Consider the following 17,773-nt stretch of genomic DNA (forward strand, 5'->3'; position numbering starts at 1 on the left):
GCTCCTTTGGGCTTTGCCTAGTAGCTCGGGTGGACATGTTTCGTTGGCGGGTGCGGGTTTGTGGGGGCTTGCCGCGCCCACGCGGCGGAGCCGCAAATCGACACAGCCCCGCGCCCCTGAAAGGCGCCTCCGGCGCCCCTGGTACCAGCCCCGTTTACATCGTCCTCGGGGCCGTGCTCGCCCTCGCCGTCAAGCGGGGTCTCAGTAACGTCGCGCTCGGGACCGGGGTGTTGTCCAGCTTGGACATCAGGAGGTGTACCGCCTGTTCGCCCACCTCCCTCGACGGGATGGCGATGGACGTGACCGGGACCGGGAGGGTCTCGGCGAGTTCGTCGGGGCAGAGGGCGGTGAGGGAGAGGTCGGTGGGGATGCGCAGGCCGAGGTGTTCGAAGGCGTCGATCAGGGGTTCCAGGATGGCCTCGTTGTGGATGACGACGCCGGTGAGGGCGGGCTGTTCGCGCAGGAGGCGCTCGGCGACCGTGCGGGCGGCGGCGGGGGTGGCCTCGCAGGGGTGGACCGTGGACGACATGCCGAGGCGGGCGGCGGCCGCGGTGAAGCCCTGGACGACGCGTTGCGCGAAGGCGGTCTGGCGGACGTAGACCTCCGGGGGTGAGCCGATCAGGCCGATCACGCGGTGGCCGAGGCCGGCGAGGTGCTCCACGCACAGTTCGCCGGCCGCCTTGAAGTCGAGGTCGATGCAGGTCAGGCCGGCGGGGTCGGCGGGGAAGCCGATCAGTACCGAGGGGCGGTCCAGGGCGCGGAGCAACGGCAGGCGGGGGTCGTGGAGTTGGACGTCCATCACGATCAGGGCGTCCACCAGGGCGGTGTCCGCCACACGCCGCAGGCCCTCCTCGCCCTCCTCCTGGGTGAGGAGGAGGACGTCGTGGTCGTGCTCGCGAGCCGTCGTCACGACCGAGACCGCGAACTGCATGACCACCGGGACGTTGATGCCGGCCCGTAACGGCACCACCATCGCCAGGACGTTCGACTTGTTGCTGGCCAGGGCGCGGGCGCCCGCGTGCGGGCGGTAGCCGAGTTCGCGGATGGAAGCCTCGACCCGGGCCCGGGTCTCCGCCGAGATGGGGCGTTTGCCGCTGAGGGCGTAGGAGACGGTGCTGGGGGAGACGCCCGCGTGCCGGGCCACATCAGTGATCTTCACCATCAGGCTTCACCCACCGTTTCCAGATCCGGGTCGAGGTCCATGGTCAGGAAGCCGGTGCCGGCCTGGGCGCGGACCTCGCGGCCCTGCGCCGACAGGCCCCACGGTGCTCGCGGGTCGCCGCACGAGGCCCGCAGCACGTTTCCCTCCCGTACAACCGTGAACGTCGTGTCGCCCACCGGGACCGTGACCTGGGCGCCGCGTTCGAGGCCGTAGGCGTGCAGGGTGACGTCGTCGGCGTGGTCGTAGTCGGGGCGGTCCGCCGTCGCGCCCACGGGGATCACCGCCCCCGGCCGTACCAGCAGCGGCACGCTGAGGAAGTCGTGGCGCTCGCGGATCCAGCGGGGGCCGGTGACCGTCTCGCCGGTCAGGAAGTGGGTCCAGGTGCCCTCGGGGACGTAGTACGTGACGTCGCCCTCGTCGCTGAACACGGGGGCGACGAGGAGGTCAGGGCCGAGCATGTACTGGCGTTCCAGATGGGCGCAGCCGGGGTCGTCGGGGAACTCCAGGACCATCGCCCGCATCATCGGCAGGCCCTCGGTGTGGGCGGTGCGCGCGGCCTCGTAGAGGTAGGGCATGAGGCTGAGCTTCAGACGGGTGAACGTGCGCAGGACGTCCACCGACTCGTCGTCGAAGAGCCAGGGGACGCGGTACGAGGACGAGCCGTGCAGGCGACTGTGGGAGGAGAGCAGGCCGAAGGCGATCCAGCGCTTGAACAGGGCCGGTGTCGGGGTGCCCTCGAAGCCGCCGATGTCGTGGCTCCAGTAGCCGAAGCCGGACAGGCCGAGCGAGAGGCCGCCGCGCAGGGACTCGGCCATCGACTCGTAGGTGGCCTCGCAGTCGCCGCCCCAGTGCACGGGGAAGCGCTGGCTGCCGGTGGTGGCCGAGCGGGAGAAGAGTACGGCCTCGCCCTCGCCGCGGTGTTTGCGCAGGACGTCGAAGACGGTCCGGTTGTATAGGTACGTGTAGTAGTTGTGCATCCGCTCCGGGTCCGAGCCGTCGGCCCAGGCCACGTCCGTGGGCACCCGCTCGCCGAAGTCGGCCTTGAAGCAGTCGACGCCCTGGGCGAGGAGCGCTTCGAGCTTCGCCGCGTACCAGGCCCGGGCGGCCGGGTTGGTGAAGTCGACCAGGGCCATGCCCGGCTGCCACAGGTCCCACTGCCACACGCTGCCGTCCGGGCGCTTCAGCAGATATCCGGCGGCCTTGCCCTCCGCGAACAGCGGGGAGCGCTGGGCGATGTAGGGGTTGAGCCATACGCAGATCCGCAGCCCGCGTGCCTTCAGCCGCGCCAGCATGCCCTCCGGGTCGGGGAAGACGCGTGGATCCCACTGGAAGTCGCACCAGTGGTACTCGCGCATCCAGAAGCAGTCGAAGTGGAAGACGGACAGGGGCAGCGCGCGCTCCCGCATGCCGTCGATGAAGGAGGTCACCGTCTCCTCGTCGTAGGAGGTGGTGAAGGAGGTGGAGAGCCACAGGCCGAAGGACCAGGCGGGCGGGAGCGCCGGGCGGCCGGTGAGGGCCGTGTACTTGCGCAGGATGTCCTTCGGGGTCGGGCCGTAGATGACGTAGTACGTCAACTCCTGGGCCTCCGCGCTGAACTGGACCCTCGACACCACCTCCGACGCCACCTCGAACGACACCTTGCCGGGGTGGTCGACGAAGACGCCGTAGCCCGCGTCCGTCAGGAAGAACGGCACGTTCTTGTACGCCTGCTCGCTGCACGTGCCGCCGTCGGCCTGCCAGATGTCGACGACCTGACCGTTCTTGACCAGCGGGCCGAAGCGCTCGCCGAGGCCGTAGACGGACGTGCCCACCCTCAGATTCAGCTGTTCACGCAGGTAGTGCGCCCCCGTCGCGTCCCGCATGATGCCCATGTTCTTGGCGCCGCTGGTCGTGAGGGGGTGGCCGTGGGCGAGGAAGTCGACCTGCCAGGGGCCGCCGCGCGCGACCCGGACCGACAGCGCGCCCGAGGTGAGGGTCGCGTGCTCGTCGTCGTACGAGACCTGGGGGGTGGTCTCGTCCTCGGTGAGTTCGAACTCGGGACCGCGGGGCTGCTCGCCCGTGAGGTGGGTCAGGGTGAGGCCGATGACGTCGGGCATCGGGGTGTGCGCGTTGATCGTCACGACCGGTCCCTTCAGCAGGTCGCCGCGGCTGCGGACGGGTCTGGTCGGCGCGTGGATCTCCAGCACACCGTCCGACTCCGCGACGTCGAGGACCTCGGCCGGGTAGGCCGCGGTGACGCCCTCGCGGAGCAGCCAGTAACCATCGGTGAACTTCATGTGGGGGGTCCTTACTTCACGGCGCCCACGGCGATGCCGCGGGTGAGGGTGCGTTGGAAGACGAGGAAGAACACGAGGGCGGGCAGGACGCCGAGGAGGGCGGCCGCGTTGGTCATCGTCGCGTCCATCAGACGCTGGCCCTGGAGGACGCCGAGCGCCACCGACACCGTCTGGTTGTCGTTGGAGATCAGCATGACCAGGGGGAGCAGGAACTCGTTCCAGGTCCAGATGAAGAAGAAGACCAGCAGGACGCCGAGGGTGGGGCGGCTGACGGGGACGACGATCCGCCAGAGGACCTGCCATCGGCTCGCCCCGTCGATCCGGGCGGCCTCGATGATCTCGCGGGGGAACTGGCCGAGCACGGAGGCGAGGAGGTACGTGCCGAAGGCCGCCTGGATCACCGTGAAGACGATGATCACGCTCAACCTCGTGTCATACAGGCCGACTTCCTTGCTCAGGTAGTAGACCGGGTAGACCAGCGCCTCCTGCGGCAGCATGTTCGCCAGGACGAAGAACGCCAGCACCCAGGTACGGCCCCGGACGCGGCCGATGCCGATCGCGTACGCGTTGAGGATGGACAGGACGACGGCCAGGGCGGCGACGGAGCCGCTGATCAGGAGGGAGTTGAAGAGCTTCTGGCCGTAGTCGACGCGTTCCCAGAAGTCCTTCAGACCGTCGAGGTAGAGGCCGTCGGGGAGGCTGAGGGGGCCGTTCTGGGCGTACTCCGTCGGGGACTTGACCGCGTTGACGGCGACGATCAGGAACGGGACGACCATGAAGAGGGCGGCGATGACCAGGGCGATGAGCACCGGGTAGCGGCGTAGAGCGGTCGTCATGTGCGGAGCCCCTCCTCGGCGTCCTCGGCGCGGGTCTGGAGCTTGAGGCCGATGAGGGCCAGGGCGAGGATGATGATGGTCAGGACGGTGGAGATCGCGGCGCCGTAGCCGACCTGGGTCTTCTCGAAGAACGTGGTGAAGGAGAAGTACGACGGCACGTTGGTGGCGCCGCCGGGGCCGCCCTTCGTCAGGACGTACACCGCGCCGAACACCTTGAGCGCGGCGATCGTGCACCACAGCAGGACGACATAGATCTCGGGGCGGATCTGCGGCAGTGTGATGTGCCAGAAGCGGCGCCACCAGCCGGCGCCGTCCAGTTCGGCGGCCTCGTACAGCTGGGGGTCGACGCGCCCGAGCCCCGCCATGAAGACGACCAGCGGGAAGCCGAGCTGCACCCACACCATGACGCCCATGACGGACCACAGGGCGAGATCCGGGTCGCCGAGCCAGTCCTGCTGCCAGGAGCCGAGGCCGACGGCGTCGAGGAGTTCGTTGAGGGAGCCGTTCTCGGGGGCGAGGATCCAGCTCCAGACGATGCCGGCGACCGCGATCGGCAGCACCTGCGGCAGGTAGAAGCAGGCGCGCAGGACGGCGACGGCCTTCGAGCCGTGGTGCTTGTCGATGTAGTCGAACAGGGCGGCGGCGAGGACGAGTCCGACGGCCGTCGGTACGAGGGCCATGGCGACGACCATGAACAGGCTGTGCCGGAACGACGCCCAGAAGTCGGCGTCGTCCATCAGCTCCCGGTAGTTGGCGAGGCCCGACCACTCCGGCGTCCCCACGCCCTGCCACTCGGTGAAGCTCGCGCCCGTGTTCATCAGGAACGGGACGACGATCACGGCGAGGAAGGCGAGGACGCCGGGGAGGAGGAACAGGGCGTAGGAGTCGCGGGGGCGGTTACGGGGGCGGCGCGGGCCGCTGTGGTCGTGCTTGCCGACAGCCCGCGCGCCCCGGCTCCGGCCCCCGCCCCGCTCGGCGGTCACCGTCACTGTTCCGGTGCGTCCTTCTCGTACGCCTCCCCGATCGTGTCCAGGTAGGCGTCCGGCTCCGCGCTGCCGGTGATCAGCTTCTGGGTCTCGGAGACGAGGACGTCGTAGAAGCCGGGGACGGGCCAGTCGGGGTAGAAGGCCAGGCCATCCTTGTCGGAGAGGGTGTTGAAGTCGGAGATCAGCTCCTTGGCCTGTGGGTCGGTGATGGCGGCCGGGTCGGCGGCCACCGGGACACCGCCCTTGTTGCCGAGCAGGTTCTGGATCTTCTCCGACATGGTGATGTCGATGAAGTCGTACGCCAGTTCCTTGTTCTTGGCGCCCTTGGGGACGACCCAGAGGTTGCCGCCGGAGCCGAGGGTGAGGTTCGTGTCGGGCCACAGGAAGGTGCCCCAGTCGAAGTTGTTCTCCGCCTTGAAGCGGCCGTACCACCAGCTCCCCGAGAACAGGATCGGCGCCTTGCCCTGGATGAACGAGACGCCCGCGTCCTCGGCCTTCGTGCCGCTGGACTTCTCGCTGATGTACCCCTTCTTCACCCAGTCGGCGAAGGTCTCGGCCCCGTACGTCCAGGCCGCGTCATGGAAGTCCGCCTTGCCCTTGTACAGCTCGTACGAGTCCACCCAGGCACGGTCCGCCTTGCTCAGCGCCAGCTGGTACAGGTACTGCTGGGCCATGTACTCGGCGCCCGCGTTGGCGAGCGGGGTGATGCCCTCGTCGACGAACTTGTCCATGGCGGCGGTGAGTTCGGCGAGTGTGGTGGGCTCGGCGATGCCGTGCTTCGCGAAGAGGTCCTTGTTGTAGAAGACCATCGTGTACTCGGCGTAGTTCGGCACGCCGAACCAGTTGCCGGAGCCCATCACGCCGTTCGCGTCGTACTGGCTGGTCGTTCTGACGCCCGCGCTGAGCTTCTTGTCCCAGCCGCGCTTCGTGGCCTCGCCGGTGAGGTCGGTGAGGAGGCCCTGCTTGGAGAGCAGCCCGGCGGTGGCGTTGCCCTTGTTGTACTCCATCAGGTCGGGCGCGTCGGAGGAGTTGAGGACCATCGGGGCGGTCTTCTGGATCTGCTCGAAACCTTTCTCCTCGAACTCGACCTTGACGCCGGGGTGCGTTCTCTCGAACTCCTTGATGGCCTCCGCCCAGGCCACGCCCATCGCGCTGTCGGGGCTCTCGTAGTGCCAGAGGCGGAGGGTCTTGCCGTCGGAGGACCCGCTGTCCGAGTCACCGCAGGAGGTCAGGAGCAGGGCTCCGCTCAGAGCCACCGCGGCGACCGCCGTCACACGCCTTCGTGCCGTCAACATCCTGTGCCTCCAGGGGAGTCGGATGGGTATCGGGACGTATCTGGGACGTAACTGGACGTATCTGGGCGTCACGCAGCGGCCGTACGGTTGTCGAACGGCGTAGTCGAATCGTTTCGATGCGTGACGTCGAAGCGCTTCGACGGGGGAAGGTATGTGCGAGTCGGGGGTCCGTCAAGAGGGCCCGTCAGTGGGGCGCGGGCGAATCGGCGGTCTTGCCGCTCGTCCTGTGCGAGCGGCTGAACAGGGCGAGCAGCAGGGCCGTCCCGGCGGCGAGGATCGGTACCGCGAATCCGGCGGTGTCCGGGCCCGGCCCGTGTTCCACCATCCAGCCGCCGAGTGCCGATCCGCCCGCGATCCCGCCGAGCAGGCCGGTGACGGCGAGGGTCATTCCCTCGTTCAACTGGCCCTCGGGGGTGCGCCGCTGGACGATCGTCATCGCGGTGACCATGGTCGGGGCGGTGGCCATGCCGGCGAGGAGGACGGCGGGGGCCAGGGCGAGGAGGGAGCCGAGCGCGGATGCGGTGAGCCAGGGGAGGGCCATCAGGGCCGTCATCGCGGTGAGGCAGTAGAGGAAACGGCGGTCTGTCGACCCCTTCACTCTCAGTGCCCCGAACGCCAGTCCCGCCACGCATGATCCCGCCGCCTGGAGGCCGAGGATCACTCCCGCCGCCGAGGTGTTGCCGCGGGCGTCCGCGTAGGCGATCGTCACGACCTCCAGGGAGCCGAATATTGCGCCCATGGCGAGGAAGACGGCCACGAGGGAGGGGATGCCGGGGGTGCGGATCGGGGACCTCGCGGTCGTACGGCCGGCGGGGGGCGGCTCCGTCGTGCGCTGGGCGGCGAAGATCAGTACGCCGGTCATGCAGATCAGGCCGCCTATCAGGGTTCCGGCCTCGGGGAACAGGGTGGTGCAGAGGAATGCCGCCAGTACCGGGCCCAGCATGAAGCAGAGTTCGTCCGCCGCCTGTTCGAAGGAGTTCGCGGTGTGGAGGGCGGCCGGGTCGTCCTTCAGCAGGTGGGCCCAGCGGGCGCGGGACATGCCGCCGGTGTTGGGGACGGTGGCGGTGGCCATGTAGGAGGCGAACAGGGTCCAGGTGGGGGCGTTCCAGTGGACGCAGGCGATGAGGGCGAGGCTGCCGAGGAGGGCGAGTGCGGTTGCCGGGACCGCGATCTTGGCCTGGCCGTGGCGGTCGACCATGCGGGCGGTGTAGGGGGCGACCAGGGCGGTTGCGGCGAGGCCGGTCGCTACGACGGCGCCGGCGAGGGCGTAGTCGTGTGGGCCGGAGATCATGAGGATGGCGCTCACGCTGAACATGCCCATGGGGAGGCGGGCGAGGATGCCGCTGGCGGCGAAGCCGCGGGTGCCGGGGAGTTTGAAGAGGTGGCGGTAGGGGGTTTGGGCGCCTGATAGCTCGGGGGCGTCTGTTGGGTGGCGACCGCGGGTGATTCGTGGTTTCTCGCGCCCCGCGGCGGAGCTGCAAATCGACGCAGCCCCGCGCCCCTTAAGGGGCGCTCCCCTTGAGCGGCCACGAGGGTTGAAGTCGGCTGCCACCAGCGCGTCTGCGGTGACGGTGAGCATGGGTGGGTGGGCCCTCTCGGGCCTGGGCGGTTGGTGTGGCATGTGATCAACCGTCGCCCCTCCCGTGATCCACCGTCCAACACTTACTCCGTGGCGATTCACGCACCTCGGTTGTAAGTTCCCGGGGTGCCTGAATCCCGTCTTCTCCGCGCCTTCCTCGCCGTCGCCGAAGAGTTGCACTTCACTCGGGCCGCCGCTCGGCTCTACGTCGCCCAGCAGGCGCTCAGCCGGGATATCCGGCGGCTGGAGCGGGAGTTGGGGGCGGAGCTCTTCGTGCGGACCACTCGGCAGGTGATGCTGACGGCGGACGGGGAGCGGCTGGTGCCGTATGCGCGGCGGGTGTTGGAGGCGCAGGACGAGTTGGTGGGCGCGTTTCGGCAGGCGCGGCCGTTGCTCGTGGACCTCAACTCGTCGGGGCTGGCCACCGGGCGGCGGGTGTTGGAGCGGGCGCGGGAGCTCGTGCCGGAGCTGGAGTTGATGGCGCGGTACGAGAGCGGGCTGACGTACGCGGCCGCCGAGATCCTCGCCGGGCGGCTCGACGTGTCGTTCGGGAGGTTCGCCGGGCTCGAACCGGCCGTGCGGGCACGGCTCGAACAGCAGCCGGTGCGGTGCGAGCCGATGGCGGTGATCGTGCCCGAGGATCACCGGCTGGCCGCGCTGGACGCCGTGTCGATGGCGGAGCTCGCGGGTGAGCGCGTGTACGCGGGGGCCGGGAATCCCCGTACGCCGGAGTGGACGGAGCTGGCGGAGCTGCTGTTCGAGGGGCGGGGGATCGAGGTCGCGCCGCCGGTGCCGCTCGCCGTGGGGCCGGAGGAGTTCGGGCGGCTCATGGCGAAGACGGGCACTCCCGTGCTCGCCGTCGTGGACCTTCCTCCCCTGCCGCGCACCGTGTCACGGCCGCTCGTCGACCCCGTACCGCTGTCACCTGTCTCGATGGTGTGGCGGAAGGGGCTCGCGCATCCGGGGCTCGATGCGCTGCGGCGGGCGGCGGCCGAGCTGGCGCGGGCGGAAGTATGGCTTTCATATCCAGAGGAAGGGTGGATTCCGGCCACAGATGCACTCATCATGATGACCTTCTCCTGACATCACATCACCACACATTCCTCAAACGTTTACATGGGCACACGGGTGCGTGTGATGGGTGGGCGCCCCGGACAGGGTGGGGGCCCGGTCCGGTACAGGAAAGTGCGAGAGTCCGGCATCGAACACGTACCCGCTTCTGTCCCGTGGGGGGAAGTGCGTGCACGTGGAGAAGTGGCCGGAAGGCACCCGGGAGAACCGGTTCAACCTGCCGAAGCAGACGACGCGGTCGAGCGCTGCCGATGATGACGAGGCGTTCCTGCCCAGCAGCAGTGACGAGGTGGTCTGGCCCGACGCCGTCGGCAGAGGGGGATCCGTGTCCCAGGTGGACCGGGACTTCGGTGTGCCCCGGCAGACGGGTGCCGCCACCGGTCACCCGGCGGACCCCTGGGAGCAGCCCGATCAGCCCGGCCGCAACCACGACCCGCTGGAGGTGACCGTCCAACTCGACGGTGCCGGACGGGAAGTGGACGAAGGGCCGGGCGCGGCGGCGAAGGGCGGGCCGGGCCCGCAGGAGTCCGACGGTCCCGTCTTCGTGGACGAGTCGGGGCGGCGCAGGAACCTGTACCGGCGGCTCGGCATCGCCGTCGGGACCGCCTGCGCGGCGTACGCCGTGGTCATCGTCGGCACCCTGGTGTCGGGGAACTCGGACGCGCCCTGGCTGCCGGTGCCGATGCAGAAGGACGAGCAGCCGGCGGGCAAGGTGGACACACCGCCGCTGCCGGCCGAGTCGGCCGACGACCGGGACGACACCGCGGACGGGGTAGCGCCCGGCCCCGGCGCGGGGTCGGCCGTCCCGTCGGGCGAAACGACCGCGCCGGGGAAGGACGGCTCCCGGGACAAGCCCTCGGGCAGGGGCAAGGACGGCAGGGAACCGGCGCCGTCCACCAGCGCCAAGCCCTCGGCCGGGCCCAGTACCAGCGCCGCGCCCAAGCCGAGCGTCGTCGTGACGGACCCCGCGCCCTCCGTGTCGGTGACGCCACCGCCGGGCGGCAGCCCCAGCCCCTCGGTCTCGCCCTCGCCGCCCCCGCCCTCCGAGTCCAGCGGGCCAGGACCGGCCCCCGGCTCCGGCTCCGGCGACACGAACAACGTCGCCGACGGTCCGCAGACCCCGGCCCCGGTCGAGCCCGGCCCGGCCGCCCCGGAGAACCCGCAAGACCCGCAGAACCCGGAGAATCCCGCCTGATGCCCCGCACCCAGCGCGGCGGCACGCCCTCGCGTGCCGCCCGCCGTACGACCGCGCGTGCCGCCCGCCGCCGCACGCGTACGACGCCCCGCTTACCGCTCCGCCACATCCTCCCGTGCGTCATCCTCTTCGCACTGATGGCGATGCTGATGGTGCGCGGCTATGTGCACACCGAGATCCTCGCGGACCATCGGGTACGGCCGCTCGTGGCGAACGACCGCGTGCCGAAGAAGATCCTCGACGGCGGGCCGGTGATCGACACCAGGTCGAGGGCCAAGATCAGCCTCGAAGTCCCCGACCGCGAACTCGTCCTCACCTTCGACGACGGGCCGGACCCGACCTGGACCCCCAAGGTCCTCGACGTCCTGAGGAGGCACGACGCCCACGCCGTCTTCTTCATCACCGGCACGATGGCCTCCCGCCACCCGGACCTGGTCCAGCGCATGGTCGACGAGGGCCACGAGATCGGCCTGCACACCTTCAACCACCCCGACCTCTCCCTCCAGTCCAAGGCCCGCATCGACTGGGAGCTGTCGCAGAACCAGCTCGCCCTCGCGGGCGCCGCCGGCATCCGCACCTCGCTCTTCCGGCCGCCGTACTCGTCGTCCTCCGCACGCCTGGACAACCGGTCGTGGCCGGTGACGCAGTACATCGGCAGCCGCGGCTACATCACCGTCGTCAGCGACACGGACAGCCGGGACTGGAGCATGCCGGGCGTCGACGAGATCATCCGCCGGTCCATGCCCGAGGACGGCAAGGGCGCGATCGTACTGATGCACGACTCCGGCGGCGACCGCTCGCAGACCGTCGCCGCGCTCGACCGGTACATCACGGGGCTCCAGGACAAGGGCTACGCGTTCGACACCCTCACCGGGGCGCTCGACGCCCCCAGCGCCCACACTCCGGTCACGGGGGTGGGCCTGTGGAAGGGCAAGGCCTGGGTGGCGCTCGTCCAGGTCTCGGAGAGGACGACCGGCATCCTCGTCGTCGCCCTGGCCGTCATCGGCGTCCTCGTCATCGCCCGCTTCGCACTGATGCTGATCCTGTCGGTCGCGCACGCCCGCCGGGTGCGGCGCCGCGCCTTCCGCTGGGGACCGAACGGCCCGGTCACCGAACCGGCCTCCGTCCTCGTCCCCGCGTACAACGAGGCCAAGTGCATCGAGAAGACGGTCCGTTCGCTGGTCGCAGGCGACCACCCCATCGAGGTGCTCGTCATCGACGACGGCTCCAGCGACGGCACCGCCGGCATCGTCGAGGAGCTCAGCCGCGAGCTGGCCGCCGATCCCGCCGTACGCCATGACGTGCGCGTCGTACGGCAGGAGAACGCGGGCAAGCCCGCCGCCCTCAACCGGGGCATCGCCAATGCCCGGCACGACCTGATCGTCATGATGGACGGCGACACGGTCTTCGAACCGTCCACCGTCCGGGAGTTGGTGCAACCCTTCGCCGACCCGCGCGTCGGCGCGGTCGCGGGCAACGCCAAGGTCGGCAACCGGGACACCCTCATCGGCGCCTGGCAGCACATCGAGTACGTGATGGGCTTCAACCTCGACCGCCGGATGTACGACATCCTGCGCTGCATGCCCACCATTCCGGGCGCGGTCGGCGCGTTCCGGCGCGAGGCGCTCGACCGCGTCGGCGGCATGAGCGAGGACACCCTCGCCGAGGACACCGACATCACCATGGCCATGCACCGCGACGGCTGGCACGTCGTCTACGCCGAGAAGGCCCGCGCCTGGACCGAGGCCCCCGAGTCCGTCCAGCAGCTGTGGTCGCAGCGCTACCGCTGGTCGTACGGCACGATGCAGGCGATCTGGAAGCACCGGGGAGCGCTGTTCGACAGGGGCGCGTCGGGTCGTTTCGGGCGCGTGGGCCTGCCCTTGGTCTCCCTGTTCATGGTCGTGGCGCCGCTGCTCGCACCGCTCTTCGACGTCTTCCTCGTCTACGGGCTGGTCTTCGGCCCGACCGAGAAGACGATCGCCGCGTGGCTGGCCATCCTCGCCGTCCAGGCGGTGTGCGCGGCGTACGCGTTCCACCTCGACAAGGAACGCATGACACATCTGCTCTCGCTGCCGCTCCAGCAACTGCTGTACCGCCAGCTGATGTACGTGGTGCTGCTGCAGTCCTGGATCACGGCACTGACCGGTGGCCGGCTGCGGTGGCAGAAGCTGCGGCGTACGGGGGCGGTGGGGCTGCCGGGTGCGGAACCGCAGCCGCGTGAGCCGAAGGCGGGGAGCCCGGTCGCATGAGCACGCTCGCCCCGGACTCCAGCCCGGTCGTCGAGAGCAAAGCCCCCACCCGGGACCGCTACTTCGACCTCCTCCGCGCCGTCGCCCTCTTCCGCGTGGTCCTCTACCACCTCACCGGCTGGGCCTGGCTGCCGCTCCTCTTCCCCTCCATGGGCGTGATGTTCGCGCTCGCCGGGAACCTGATGGCCCGCTCGCTGAAACGCCTGCCGGGGCAGGTGATCAGGGGCCGAATCCGCCGACTGCTGCCGCCTGTCTGGCTGTTGGGGGCCGTGGGCGTGACGGGGATGGTGGCGCAGGGCTGGGGCCCGGACGCGGACGGGCAGCCCGGGTGGTGGTGGTTCCACCTCACCTACTGGATCCTCCCGATCAGCGACCCGCCGTACGCGGAGGGCCTGCCCGGAGTCCAAGGCTTCATCGGCGCGGACTGGGCCGTCGACTTCGCCGGACCCCTCTGGTACGTACGCGCCTACCTCTGGTTCGTGCTGCTGTCCCCGCTCCTGCTCCGCGCGTTGCGCGCGCGGCCGGCGGCGACGGTCCTCGCGCCGATCGCGCTGGCGGCGGCGTTCGAGCTCGGCTACCTGGACTTCCTCCCCGGCGAACGGTTCGCGTCCGGCCTGACGGACTTCAGCACGTTCGGCGCCTGCTGGATCCTCGGCATGGCCCACCAGGACGGCCTGTTGAAGCGCCTCCCGCGGTACATCGTCCCGTCCGTGGCCCCGGCCATCGCCCTCGTCGGCCTCTGGTACGCCCTGAAGCACGACTTCGGCGACGGCAACGACCTCGACAGCATGCCGTTCGCCCAATCCCTCTGGTCGTTCGGCACGGTACTGCTGCTCCTGCACATCAGCCCGTCGTGGTCCGGGTGGCCGGGCAGGCTGCGCAGGTGGCAGGGGCTGATCGCTCTTCTGAACTCCCGGGCGGTGACGATCTATCTGTGGCACAACACCTGCATCCTCATCGCCGCGACACAGTGGGACCGCCTCTGGAATGTGGTGTTCCTGGAGCAGCACCTCCCCTGGCTGCTGGAGAGCCCGTGGCCGGTGCTGGCCCTGACGTGGGTGCTGATCGCCGTCTGCGTCGCCGCCTTCGGCTGGGCGGAGGATCTGGCGGCGCGACGGAGGCCGAAGTGGTGTCCGACCGCTGTGTATTGACCCGGTAACCAACCGCGATACGCACTTGCGTACGACTGACGGCCTGGTGGATGTTGGGGCTTCGCTCGAGGCAGGTGTTCCTTGCCTCGCCGCGATGCGACCCGAGGAGTGACACCGCCGATGACCCAGCCGCCCGGCCAGCCGCCGTACGACGGTTACGGATCCCAGCCGCCCCAGCAGCAGCCCCCGTACCCCGGCCCGTACACGCCCCCGCCGGCGGCGCCCGGCGGCCAGCCGCCGAACCCGTACGCGACGGCTCCGCAGCAGCCGTACGGGGGTGGCGGCCAGCCGCCGTACGGCGGTGCGCCGGGAGCCCCCGGTGCGCCGGGCATGCCGGGGGCTCCAGGGGCGCCCAACTACGGTGGCCAGTACGGGGGTTACCCGCCCCCGCCCCCTCCCTCCGGGAGCAACGGCGGCAAGATCGCGCTGATTGTCGTCGCGGCGGTGGCGGCCATCGCGGTGCTCGGCGGCGGCATCTTCCTCCTCACGAGCGGTGGCGACGAAGAGGGGACAGCCAAGCCCCAGCAGAGCGTGTCGGCACAGGCGACCGAGTCCGAGAGCCCGACCGGCGAACCCACCGACGAGTACACCCCGACCCCGGACGAGAGCGCCCCCGACCTCGAGGCGACCGGCACCCCGCCCGCCAGCGGTGTCGAGGGCCAGTGGCAGGACGACCAGGCCAGGACCCTCACCATCGGCGAGGAGCAGACCTCCGGCGAGCTCGAAGGCCAGCACACCCTCTCCTACATCGACATGGTCGGCGGCAAGGGCCTCATGAACGGCGTCGGCGCCTACCGCGACAGCGACACCTTCCGCATGGCCCTCAAGCCCTTCGCCTCCCAGGACGTCAGCGACGAGGACATCACCTTCGCCACGGTCCGCCGCGACGGCGACGACGTGGTCATCACCTGGGAGGACGGCGGCGACACGGAAACGCTCAGCTGGGTGGGCGAGGCAGGCAGCTGACCCGAGCCCGTCACTCGACCGGAGGGCCGCCGAGACCGATCTCGTTGCCGTCCGGGTCCTGGTACGTGACCTTGCGTACCCCGTTCGCGTAGGTCTCCCGGCGCACGGGATCCAGGCCCCGGTTGGTGATCCCGGCGACCCGGGCGTCCAGGTCGTCGACGAACAGGGTGTGCAGGGCGTGGCCGGCGTGCCCGGGTCGGTGCTCGATGTACAGGTACCGGTGTTCTGCCAGCTCCCACACGGCCTCCGCGTCGTTCGGAATGAACGCAGGCGGCGACCCGAGCAGCCGCCTGTACCAGGACAGCGCTGCGTCGTAGTCGCTCACCGGGATGCCTGCGAAGAGATCGACGGCCATGGGCCCACCCTACGAGCCCGGAGGCCGCCCGGCTGCTTTGAGCGCCTGTATGAGGGAGCGGAGGGGGGGTGCGGGTGGTGGTGAGGATCATGGCCGGGGTGTCGCTTTCGCGGAGGTGGATGACTTCACCGCCGGTGGGGGTGGCGGCGACGTAGACACAGTTGATGCTGTCGCCGCTGTAGGTGGACTTCTGCCAGTCGATGGTGGGCACGTGTGGTCTCTCTCAGGTGTCCCGGTTGAGCCTATGGATGAAGTCGCGTGACTTGGCGGGGCTGAGCGCAACTGGCCCTTCTCGTAAGCCGGAAGCGCACCAACCCAGGCACTGCCACCGCTGAACCAAGGCCGTTGAGTATCCGCATCCGACTCCTCTCCTTCCCGGAGGCCTCGTGGTCACCGTATCCCCGCTCGACAAGCCGCTGCCCGCCTGCTGGGAGTACTTCCTGCGGCTGCCGTACGACCCCCGGTCCGTCCGTGTCGCCCGGATGACCGTGCGGGCGGCGCTCACCGCACACGGCATGGACGAACTCCTCGACGTCACCGAACTGTTGACGTCCGAGCTGGTCACCAACGCGTACCAGCACACCCACGGCCCCTCCACTCTGCGTCTGCTCGCCTTCCCGGAAGGCCGGCTCAGGGTCTTCGTAGGCGACTACGACCCCTACGTCCCACCCCCGTTCAACGAGCCCACCCCAGACTCGGTCCCGAATCCGCCTCCCCCCGCTCCCACGGACACCGAACACGGTCGCGGTCTCCTCCTCGTCCGGCAGTGCGCCGACCGCTGGGGTTGCTGGCCACTGGAGGGCGGGAGCCTGGGGCGGGGCAGGGGGAAGCTCATGTGGTTCGAGGTGGGCGGGAAGGGGCGGGGGCTCGATGCGTAGCCGCCTGATCAAGGAGCGAGCCGAACCGCCGCCCATGCTCGGCATCGCCCGGCTGCACCACCTCGGCAGCTCAGTCGATACAGAACTCGTTGCCCTCGATGTCCAGCATCGGGATGCACGAATCATTGCCGTCATACAGCGTTCGCACGTGGACCGCGCCGAGCGGGACCAGTCGTGCGCACTCGGCCTCAAGTGCGGCGAGGCGCTCTTCACCCACGAGTCCGGTGCCGACCCGCACATCAAGATGCAGCCGGTTCTTGGCGGCCTTCCCCTCGGGGACACGCTGGAAGTACAGTCGCGGGCCCACACCTGAGGGATCACTGCAGGCGAACCATGAATCCCGCTGCTCAGGTGGCTGGGAGCGCTTGAAATCGTCCCAAGTGGCAAACCCCTCCGGTGGCGACGGTACGACGTACCCCAACACCTCGCACCAGAAACGAGCGAGGCGCTCAGGTTCCGCGCAGTCAAAGGTGACTTGGAACTTCTTGATCGCTGACATCGGCGCACCATACCAACGGGGCTCTGCCGCTCAGGGAACGCCGTGCGATTGGCGGATTCGTTCCACTTCCGCCGTCGCGAGGAGCTGGTCGCAGGCCCCGGACCTGGGACGAATCTGCCAATTACCGTGCCGGGCCGCGCTGTCGGCAGTGCACGTACACCGTTAGGGGGCGGGGCGGCCGGATTCGAACCGGCGTCCTCCGAGATGCTGTCGCGGCGCACTACCTCTGTGCTACGACCCCGCCTTGCTCGTGATCATAAGCGCCGCGTGCGGCGGTCGGCCACCGTGTTTCGATTGTGGGACAGACTGCCGGGGCAAGAGCCGACAGAGAGCGTGGAGGTTGGAAATGAGCGGTTTCCTCGACCGGGCCAAGGAGCAGGCGCAGAGTGCGTTGCAGCAGGGCAAGCAGAAGGTGGACGAGGTTCAGCAGCAGCGGGTCGGTGGGGAGTTGTTGAAGAGGCTCGGGGCCGCGTACTACGCGGAGCGGCGCGGGTCGGGCACGCCGGACGCCACCCAGCAGGCGCTCTCCGCGCTGGAGGCGCACATCGCCGCGCATGGGGACGGGTTCCTGCGGGGTTGATCGGGCCGTCCGGGGTGGGGCGGGGGAACCGGGGGTGGTCCGTGGTCCCGCCCCGCCCCGGACGACCGCTACTTTCCCGTCGACGCCGACCACACCGTCACGGCCAGGGCCGTGCAGGATGTGATCGCCGCCAGGGACGGCAGGGGCCAGCGGGTGCGTTCGAGGGCGTCCAGGCGGTCCTCGTGTTCGGAGAGGGTCTTGTCGGTCTGGTCGGCCCGTTGGAGGAGGAGGGCCAGGTCGCCCCGGGTGGTGGCGAAGCCCACGTCCACGGCACGCCGCAGGCGCTCCAACTCCAGGGCCACGCCCGCGCGTTCGTCTTCACTCACCATCGGCGCCCTCTTCGGTCTCGGCCCTGAGCCACGGCGGAAGCAGGCGCTCTACCGACGGCATCGACATCAGCCGGCTCAGCGCCGTGGCCGCGACGACCAGCGTGGCGTAGCCGGGGAGGTCGGCGATCCCGGGGGTGTCGAGCAGGTGGCAATCAGGGACACGCGAGCGTGTTCTGGTGGTGCGGGAGTGAGTCTCCGGCCGGCGGCAGGAGCACTCCCGGGGGAGGGGAACGGCAGTTCTTGCATCGAATGTGTGACCTTCGCGGGTGGTGGTTGTTGGGTGTGGTGAGGGGTTTTTGCAGCAGTCGGGGTGGGGGTGACGGGGTGGGTGGGCTGCGGGAGTTGGCGGCGCCGTTCGTGGTGCCC

General features: G+C 69.9%; 16 protein-coding genes, 1 tRNA gene and 1 pseudogene. 7 read left to right on the forward strand and 11 right to left on the reverse strand.

Translation table 11 applies throughout. The annotated features are described in order from the left end of the window. Positions 1 to 154: 154 nt before the first annotated feature. The 6 genes from F3T56_RS39055 to F3T56_RS39080 all read right to left on the reverse strand — a co-directional run bounded on the left by F3T56_RS39055 (position 155) and on the right by F3T56_RS39080 (position 8,176). Complete coding sequence (locus F3T56_RS39055) at positions 155 to 1,162, reverse strand: LacI family DNA-binding transcriptional regulator (protein ID WP_172639355.1); 1,008 nt, start codon at positions 1,160 to 1,162, stop codon at positions 155 to 157. Beyond that, a complete protein-coding gene (gene yicI, locus F3T56_RS39060) occupies positions 1,162 to 3,438 on the reverse strand; it encodes an alpha-xylosidase (RefSeq protein ID WP_149830220.1) in 2,277 nt (758 codons plus the stop codon). The genes F3T56_RS39055 and yicI overlap by 1 nt, the downstream gene beginning before the upstream one ends. Positions 3,439 to 3,449: 11 nt before the next feature. Beyond that, a complete protein-coding gene (locus F3T56_RS39065; protein ID WP_149830221.1) occupies positions 3,450 to 4,274 on the reverse strand; it encodes a carbohydrate ABC transporter permease in 825 nt (274 codons plus the stop codon). Beyond that, complete coding sequence (locus F3T56_RS39070) at positions 4,271 to 5,263, reverse strand: carbohydrate ABC transporter permease (RefSeq protein WP_246204309.1); 993 nt, start codon at positions 5,261 to 5,263, stop codon at positions 4,271 to 4,273. Before F3T56_RS39070 ends, F3T56_RS39065 begins: the two co-directional genes overlap by 4 nt. Then, entirely contained in the window at positions 5,260 to 6,555 is a 1,296-nt protein-coding gene (locus F3T56_RS39075; protein ID WP_149830222.1) for an ABC transporter substrate-binding protein, read from the reverse strand. Before F3T56_RS39075 ends, F3T56_RS39070 begins: the two co-directional genes overlap by 4 nt. Positions 6,556 to 6,739: 184 nt before the next feature. After that, positions 6,740 to 8,176, reverse strand: coding sequence for an MFS transporter (locus F3T56_RS39080; protein WP_425473724.1), 1,437 nt, complete (start codon positions 8,174 to 8,176; stop codon positions 6,740 to 6,742). 84 nt (positions 8,177 to 8,260) lie between these two features. Here F3T56_RS39080 and F3T56_RS39085 point away from each other — a divergent pair, with 84 nt between their 5' ends. The 5 genes from F3T56_RS39085 to F3T56_RS39105 all read left to right on the forward strand — a co-directional run bounded on the left by F3T56_RS39085 (position 8,261) and on the right by F3T56_RS39105 (position 14,766). Then, positions 8,261 to 9,217 (forward strand): LysR family transcriptional regulator, encoded by a 957-nt coding sequence (locus F3T56_RS39085; protein ID WP_149830223.1) that lies wholly within the window; start codon positions 8,261 to 8,263, stop codon positions 9,215 to 9,217. A gap of 163 nt (positions 9,218 to 9,380) precedes the next feature. Further along, positions 9,381 to 10,400 carry a hypothetical protein gene (locus F3T56_RS39090; RefSeq protein WP_246204310.1) on the forward strand — a complete coding sequence of 340 codons (1,020 nt, stop codon included), beginning with the start codon at positions 9,381 to 9,383 and terminating at the stop codon, positions 10,398 to 10,400. Then, positions 10,400 to 12,649: a bifunctional polysaccharide deacetylase/glycosyltransferase family 2 protein gene (locus tag F3T56_RS39095; RefSeq protein WP_172639356.1), complete on the forward strand. Its 2,250-nt coding sequence runs from the start codon at positions 10,400 to 10,402 to the stop codon at positions 12,647 to 12,649. Before F3T56_RS39090 ends, F3T56_RS39095 begins: the two co-directional genes overlap by 1 nt. Beyond that, a complete protein-coding gene (locus F3T56_RS39100) occupies positions 12,646 to 13,800 on the forward strand; it encodes an acyltransferase family protein (RefSeq protein WP_149830225.1) in 1,155 nt (384 codons plus the stop codon). The genes F3T56_RS39095 and F3T56_RS39100 overlap by 4 nt, the downstream gene beginning before the upstream one ends. A 120-nt stretch (positions 13,801 to 13,920) precedes the next feature. Then, positions 13,921 to 14,766, forward strand: a complete 846-nt coding sequence (locus F3T56_RS39105; protein WP_149830226.1) for a hypothetical protein — start codon at positions 13,921 to 13,923, stop codon at positions 14,764 to 14,766. Positions 14,767 to 14,776: 10 nt separating this feature from the next. On the opposite strand, the gene F3T56_RS39110 is transcribed toward F3T56_RS39105, so the two are convergent. Both F3T56_RS39110 and F3T56_RS48750 read right to left on the reverse strand, forming a co-directional pair. Then, positions 14,777 to 15,121: a VOC family protein gene (locus F3T56_RS39110; RefSeq protein WP_149830227.1), complete on the reverse strand. Its 345-nt coding sequence runs from the start codon at positions 15,119 to 15,121 to the stop codon at positions 14,777 to 14,779. Between the two features lie 130 nt (positions 15,122 to 15,251). Then, positions 15,252 to 15,332: pseudogene (locus F3T56_RS48750) on the reverse strand (DUF397 domain-containing protein); the annotation flags it as partial. Between the two features lie 175 nt (positions 15,333 to 15,507). Here F3T56_RS48750 and F3T56_RS39120 point away from each other — a divergent pair. Beyond that, positions 15,508 to 15,999 (forward strand): ATP-binding protein, encoded by a 492-nt coding sequence (locus F3T56_RS39120; protein WP_149830228.1) that lies wholly within the window; start codon positions 15,508 to 15,510, stop codon positions 15,997 to 15,999. 70 nt (positions 16,000 to 16,069) lie between these two features. On the opposite strand, the gene F3T56_RS39125 is transcribed toward F3T56_RS39120, so the two are convergent. Continuing rightward, entirely contained in the window at positions 16,070 to 16,498 is a 429-nt protein-coding gene (locus tag F3T56_RS39125) for a VOC family protein (RefSeq protein WP_149830229.1), read from the reverse strand. Positions 16,499 to 16,666: 168 nt separating this feature from the next. Beyond that, positions 16,667 to 16,741, reverse strand: a tRNA-Leu gene (locus tag F3T56_RS39130). A gap of 103 nt (positions 16,742 to 16,844) precedes the next feature. Between F3T56_RS39130 and F3T56_RS39135 the strand changes: the two genes are divergently transcribed. Next, positions 16,845 to 17,078, forward strand: coding sequence for a hypothetical protein (locus F3T56_RS39135; protein ID WP_149830230.1), 234 nt, complete (start codon positions 16,845 to 16,847; stop codon positions 17,076 to 17,078). 68 nt (positions 17,079 to 17,146) lie between these two features. Here the strand turns inward: F3T56_RS39135 and F3T56_RS39140 are convergent, their stop codons facing one another. Next, positions 17,147 to 17,407, reverse strand: a complete 261-nt coding sequence (locus F3T56_RS39140) for a hypothetical protein (protein ID WP_149830231.1) — start codon at positions 17,405 to 17,407, stop codon at positions 17,147 to 17,149. Between the last annotated feature and the right edge of the window lie 366 nt (positions 17,408 to 17,773).

The organism is Streptomyces tailanensis, assembly GCF_008386495.1.
In the GTDB taxonomy this organism is placed as follows: Bacteria; Actinomycetota; Actinomycetes; order Streptomycetales; family Streptomycetaceae; genus Streptomyces; species Streptomyces tailanensis.

Excerpts from the sequence above, each read along its gene's own strand:
- F3T56_RS39125 (WP_149830229.1), bottom strand. The coding sequence starts at position 16,498 with ATGTCAGCGATCAAGAAGTTCCAAGTCACCTTTGACTGCGCGGAACCT.
- F3T56_RS39105 (WP_149830226.1), top strand. The coding sequence starts at position 13,921 with ATGACCCAGCCGCCCGGCCAGCCGCCGTACGACGGTTACGGATCCCAG.
- yicI (WP_149830220.1), bottom strand. The coding sequence starts at position 3,438 with ATGAAGTTCACCGATGGTTACTGGCTGCTCCGCGAGGGCGTCACCGCG.
- F3T56_RS39140 (WP_149830231.1), bottom strand. The coding sequence starts at position 17,407 with ATGGTGAGTGAAGACGAACGCGCGGGCGTGGCCCTGGAGTTGGAGCGC.
- F3T56_RS39100 (WP_149830225.1), top strand. The coding sequence starts at position 12,646 with ATGAGCACGCTCGCCCCGGACTCCAGCCCGGTCGTCGAGAGCAAAGCC.
- F3T56_RS39095 (WP_172639356.1), top strand. The coding sequence starts at position 10,400 with ATGCCCCGCACCCAGCGCGGCGGCACGCCCTCGCGTGCCGCCCGCCGT.
- F3T56_RS39080 (WP_425473724.1), bottom strand. The coding sequence starts at position 8,176 with ATGCCACACCAACCGCCCAGGCCCGAGAGGGCCCACCCACCCATGCTC.
- F3T56_RS39135 (WP_149830230.1), top strand. The coding sequence starts at position 16,845 with ATGAGCGGTTTCCTCGACCGGGCCAAGGAGCAGGCGCAGAGTGCGTTG.
- F3T56_RS39065 (WP_149830221.1), bottom strand. The coding sequence starts at position 4,274 with ATGACGACCGCTCTACGCCGCTACCCGGTGCTCATCGCCCTGGTCATC.
- F3T56_RS39110 (WP_149830227.1), bottom strand. The coding sequence starts at position 15,121 with ATGGCCGTCGATCTCTTCGCAGGCATCCCGGTGAGCGACTACGACGCA.
- F3T56_RS39055 (WP_172639355.1), bottom strand. The coding sequence starts at position 1,162 with ATGGTGAAGATCACTGATGTGGCCCGGCACGCGGGCGTCTCCCCCAGC.
- F3T56_RS39075 (WP_149830222.1), bottom strand. The coding sequence starts at position 6,555 with ATGTTGACGGCACGAAGGCGTGTGACGGCGGTCGCCGCGGTGGCTCTG.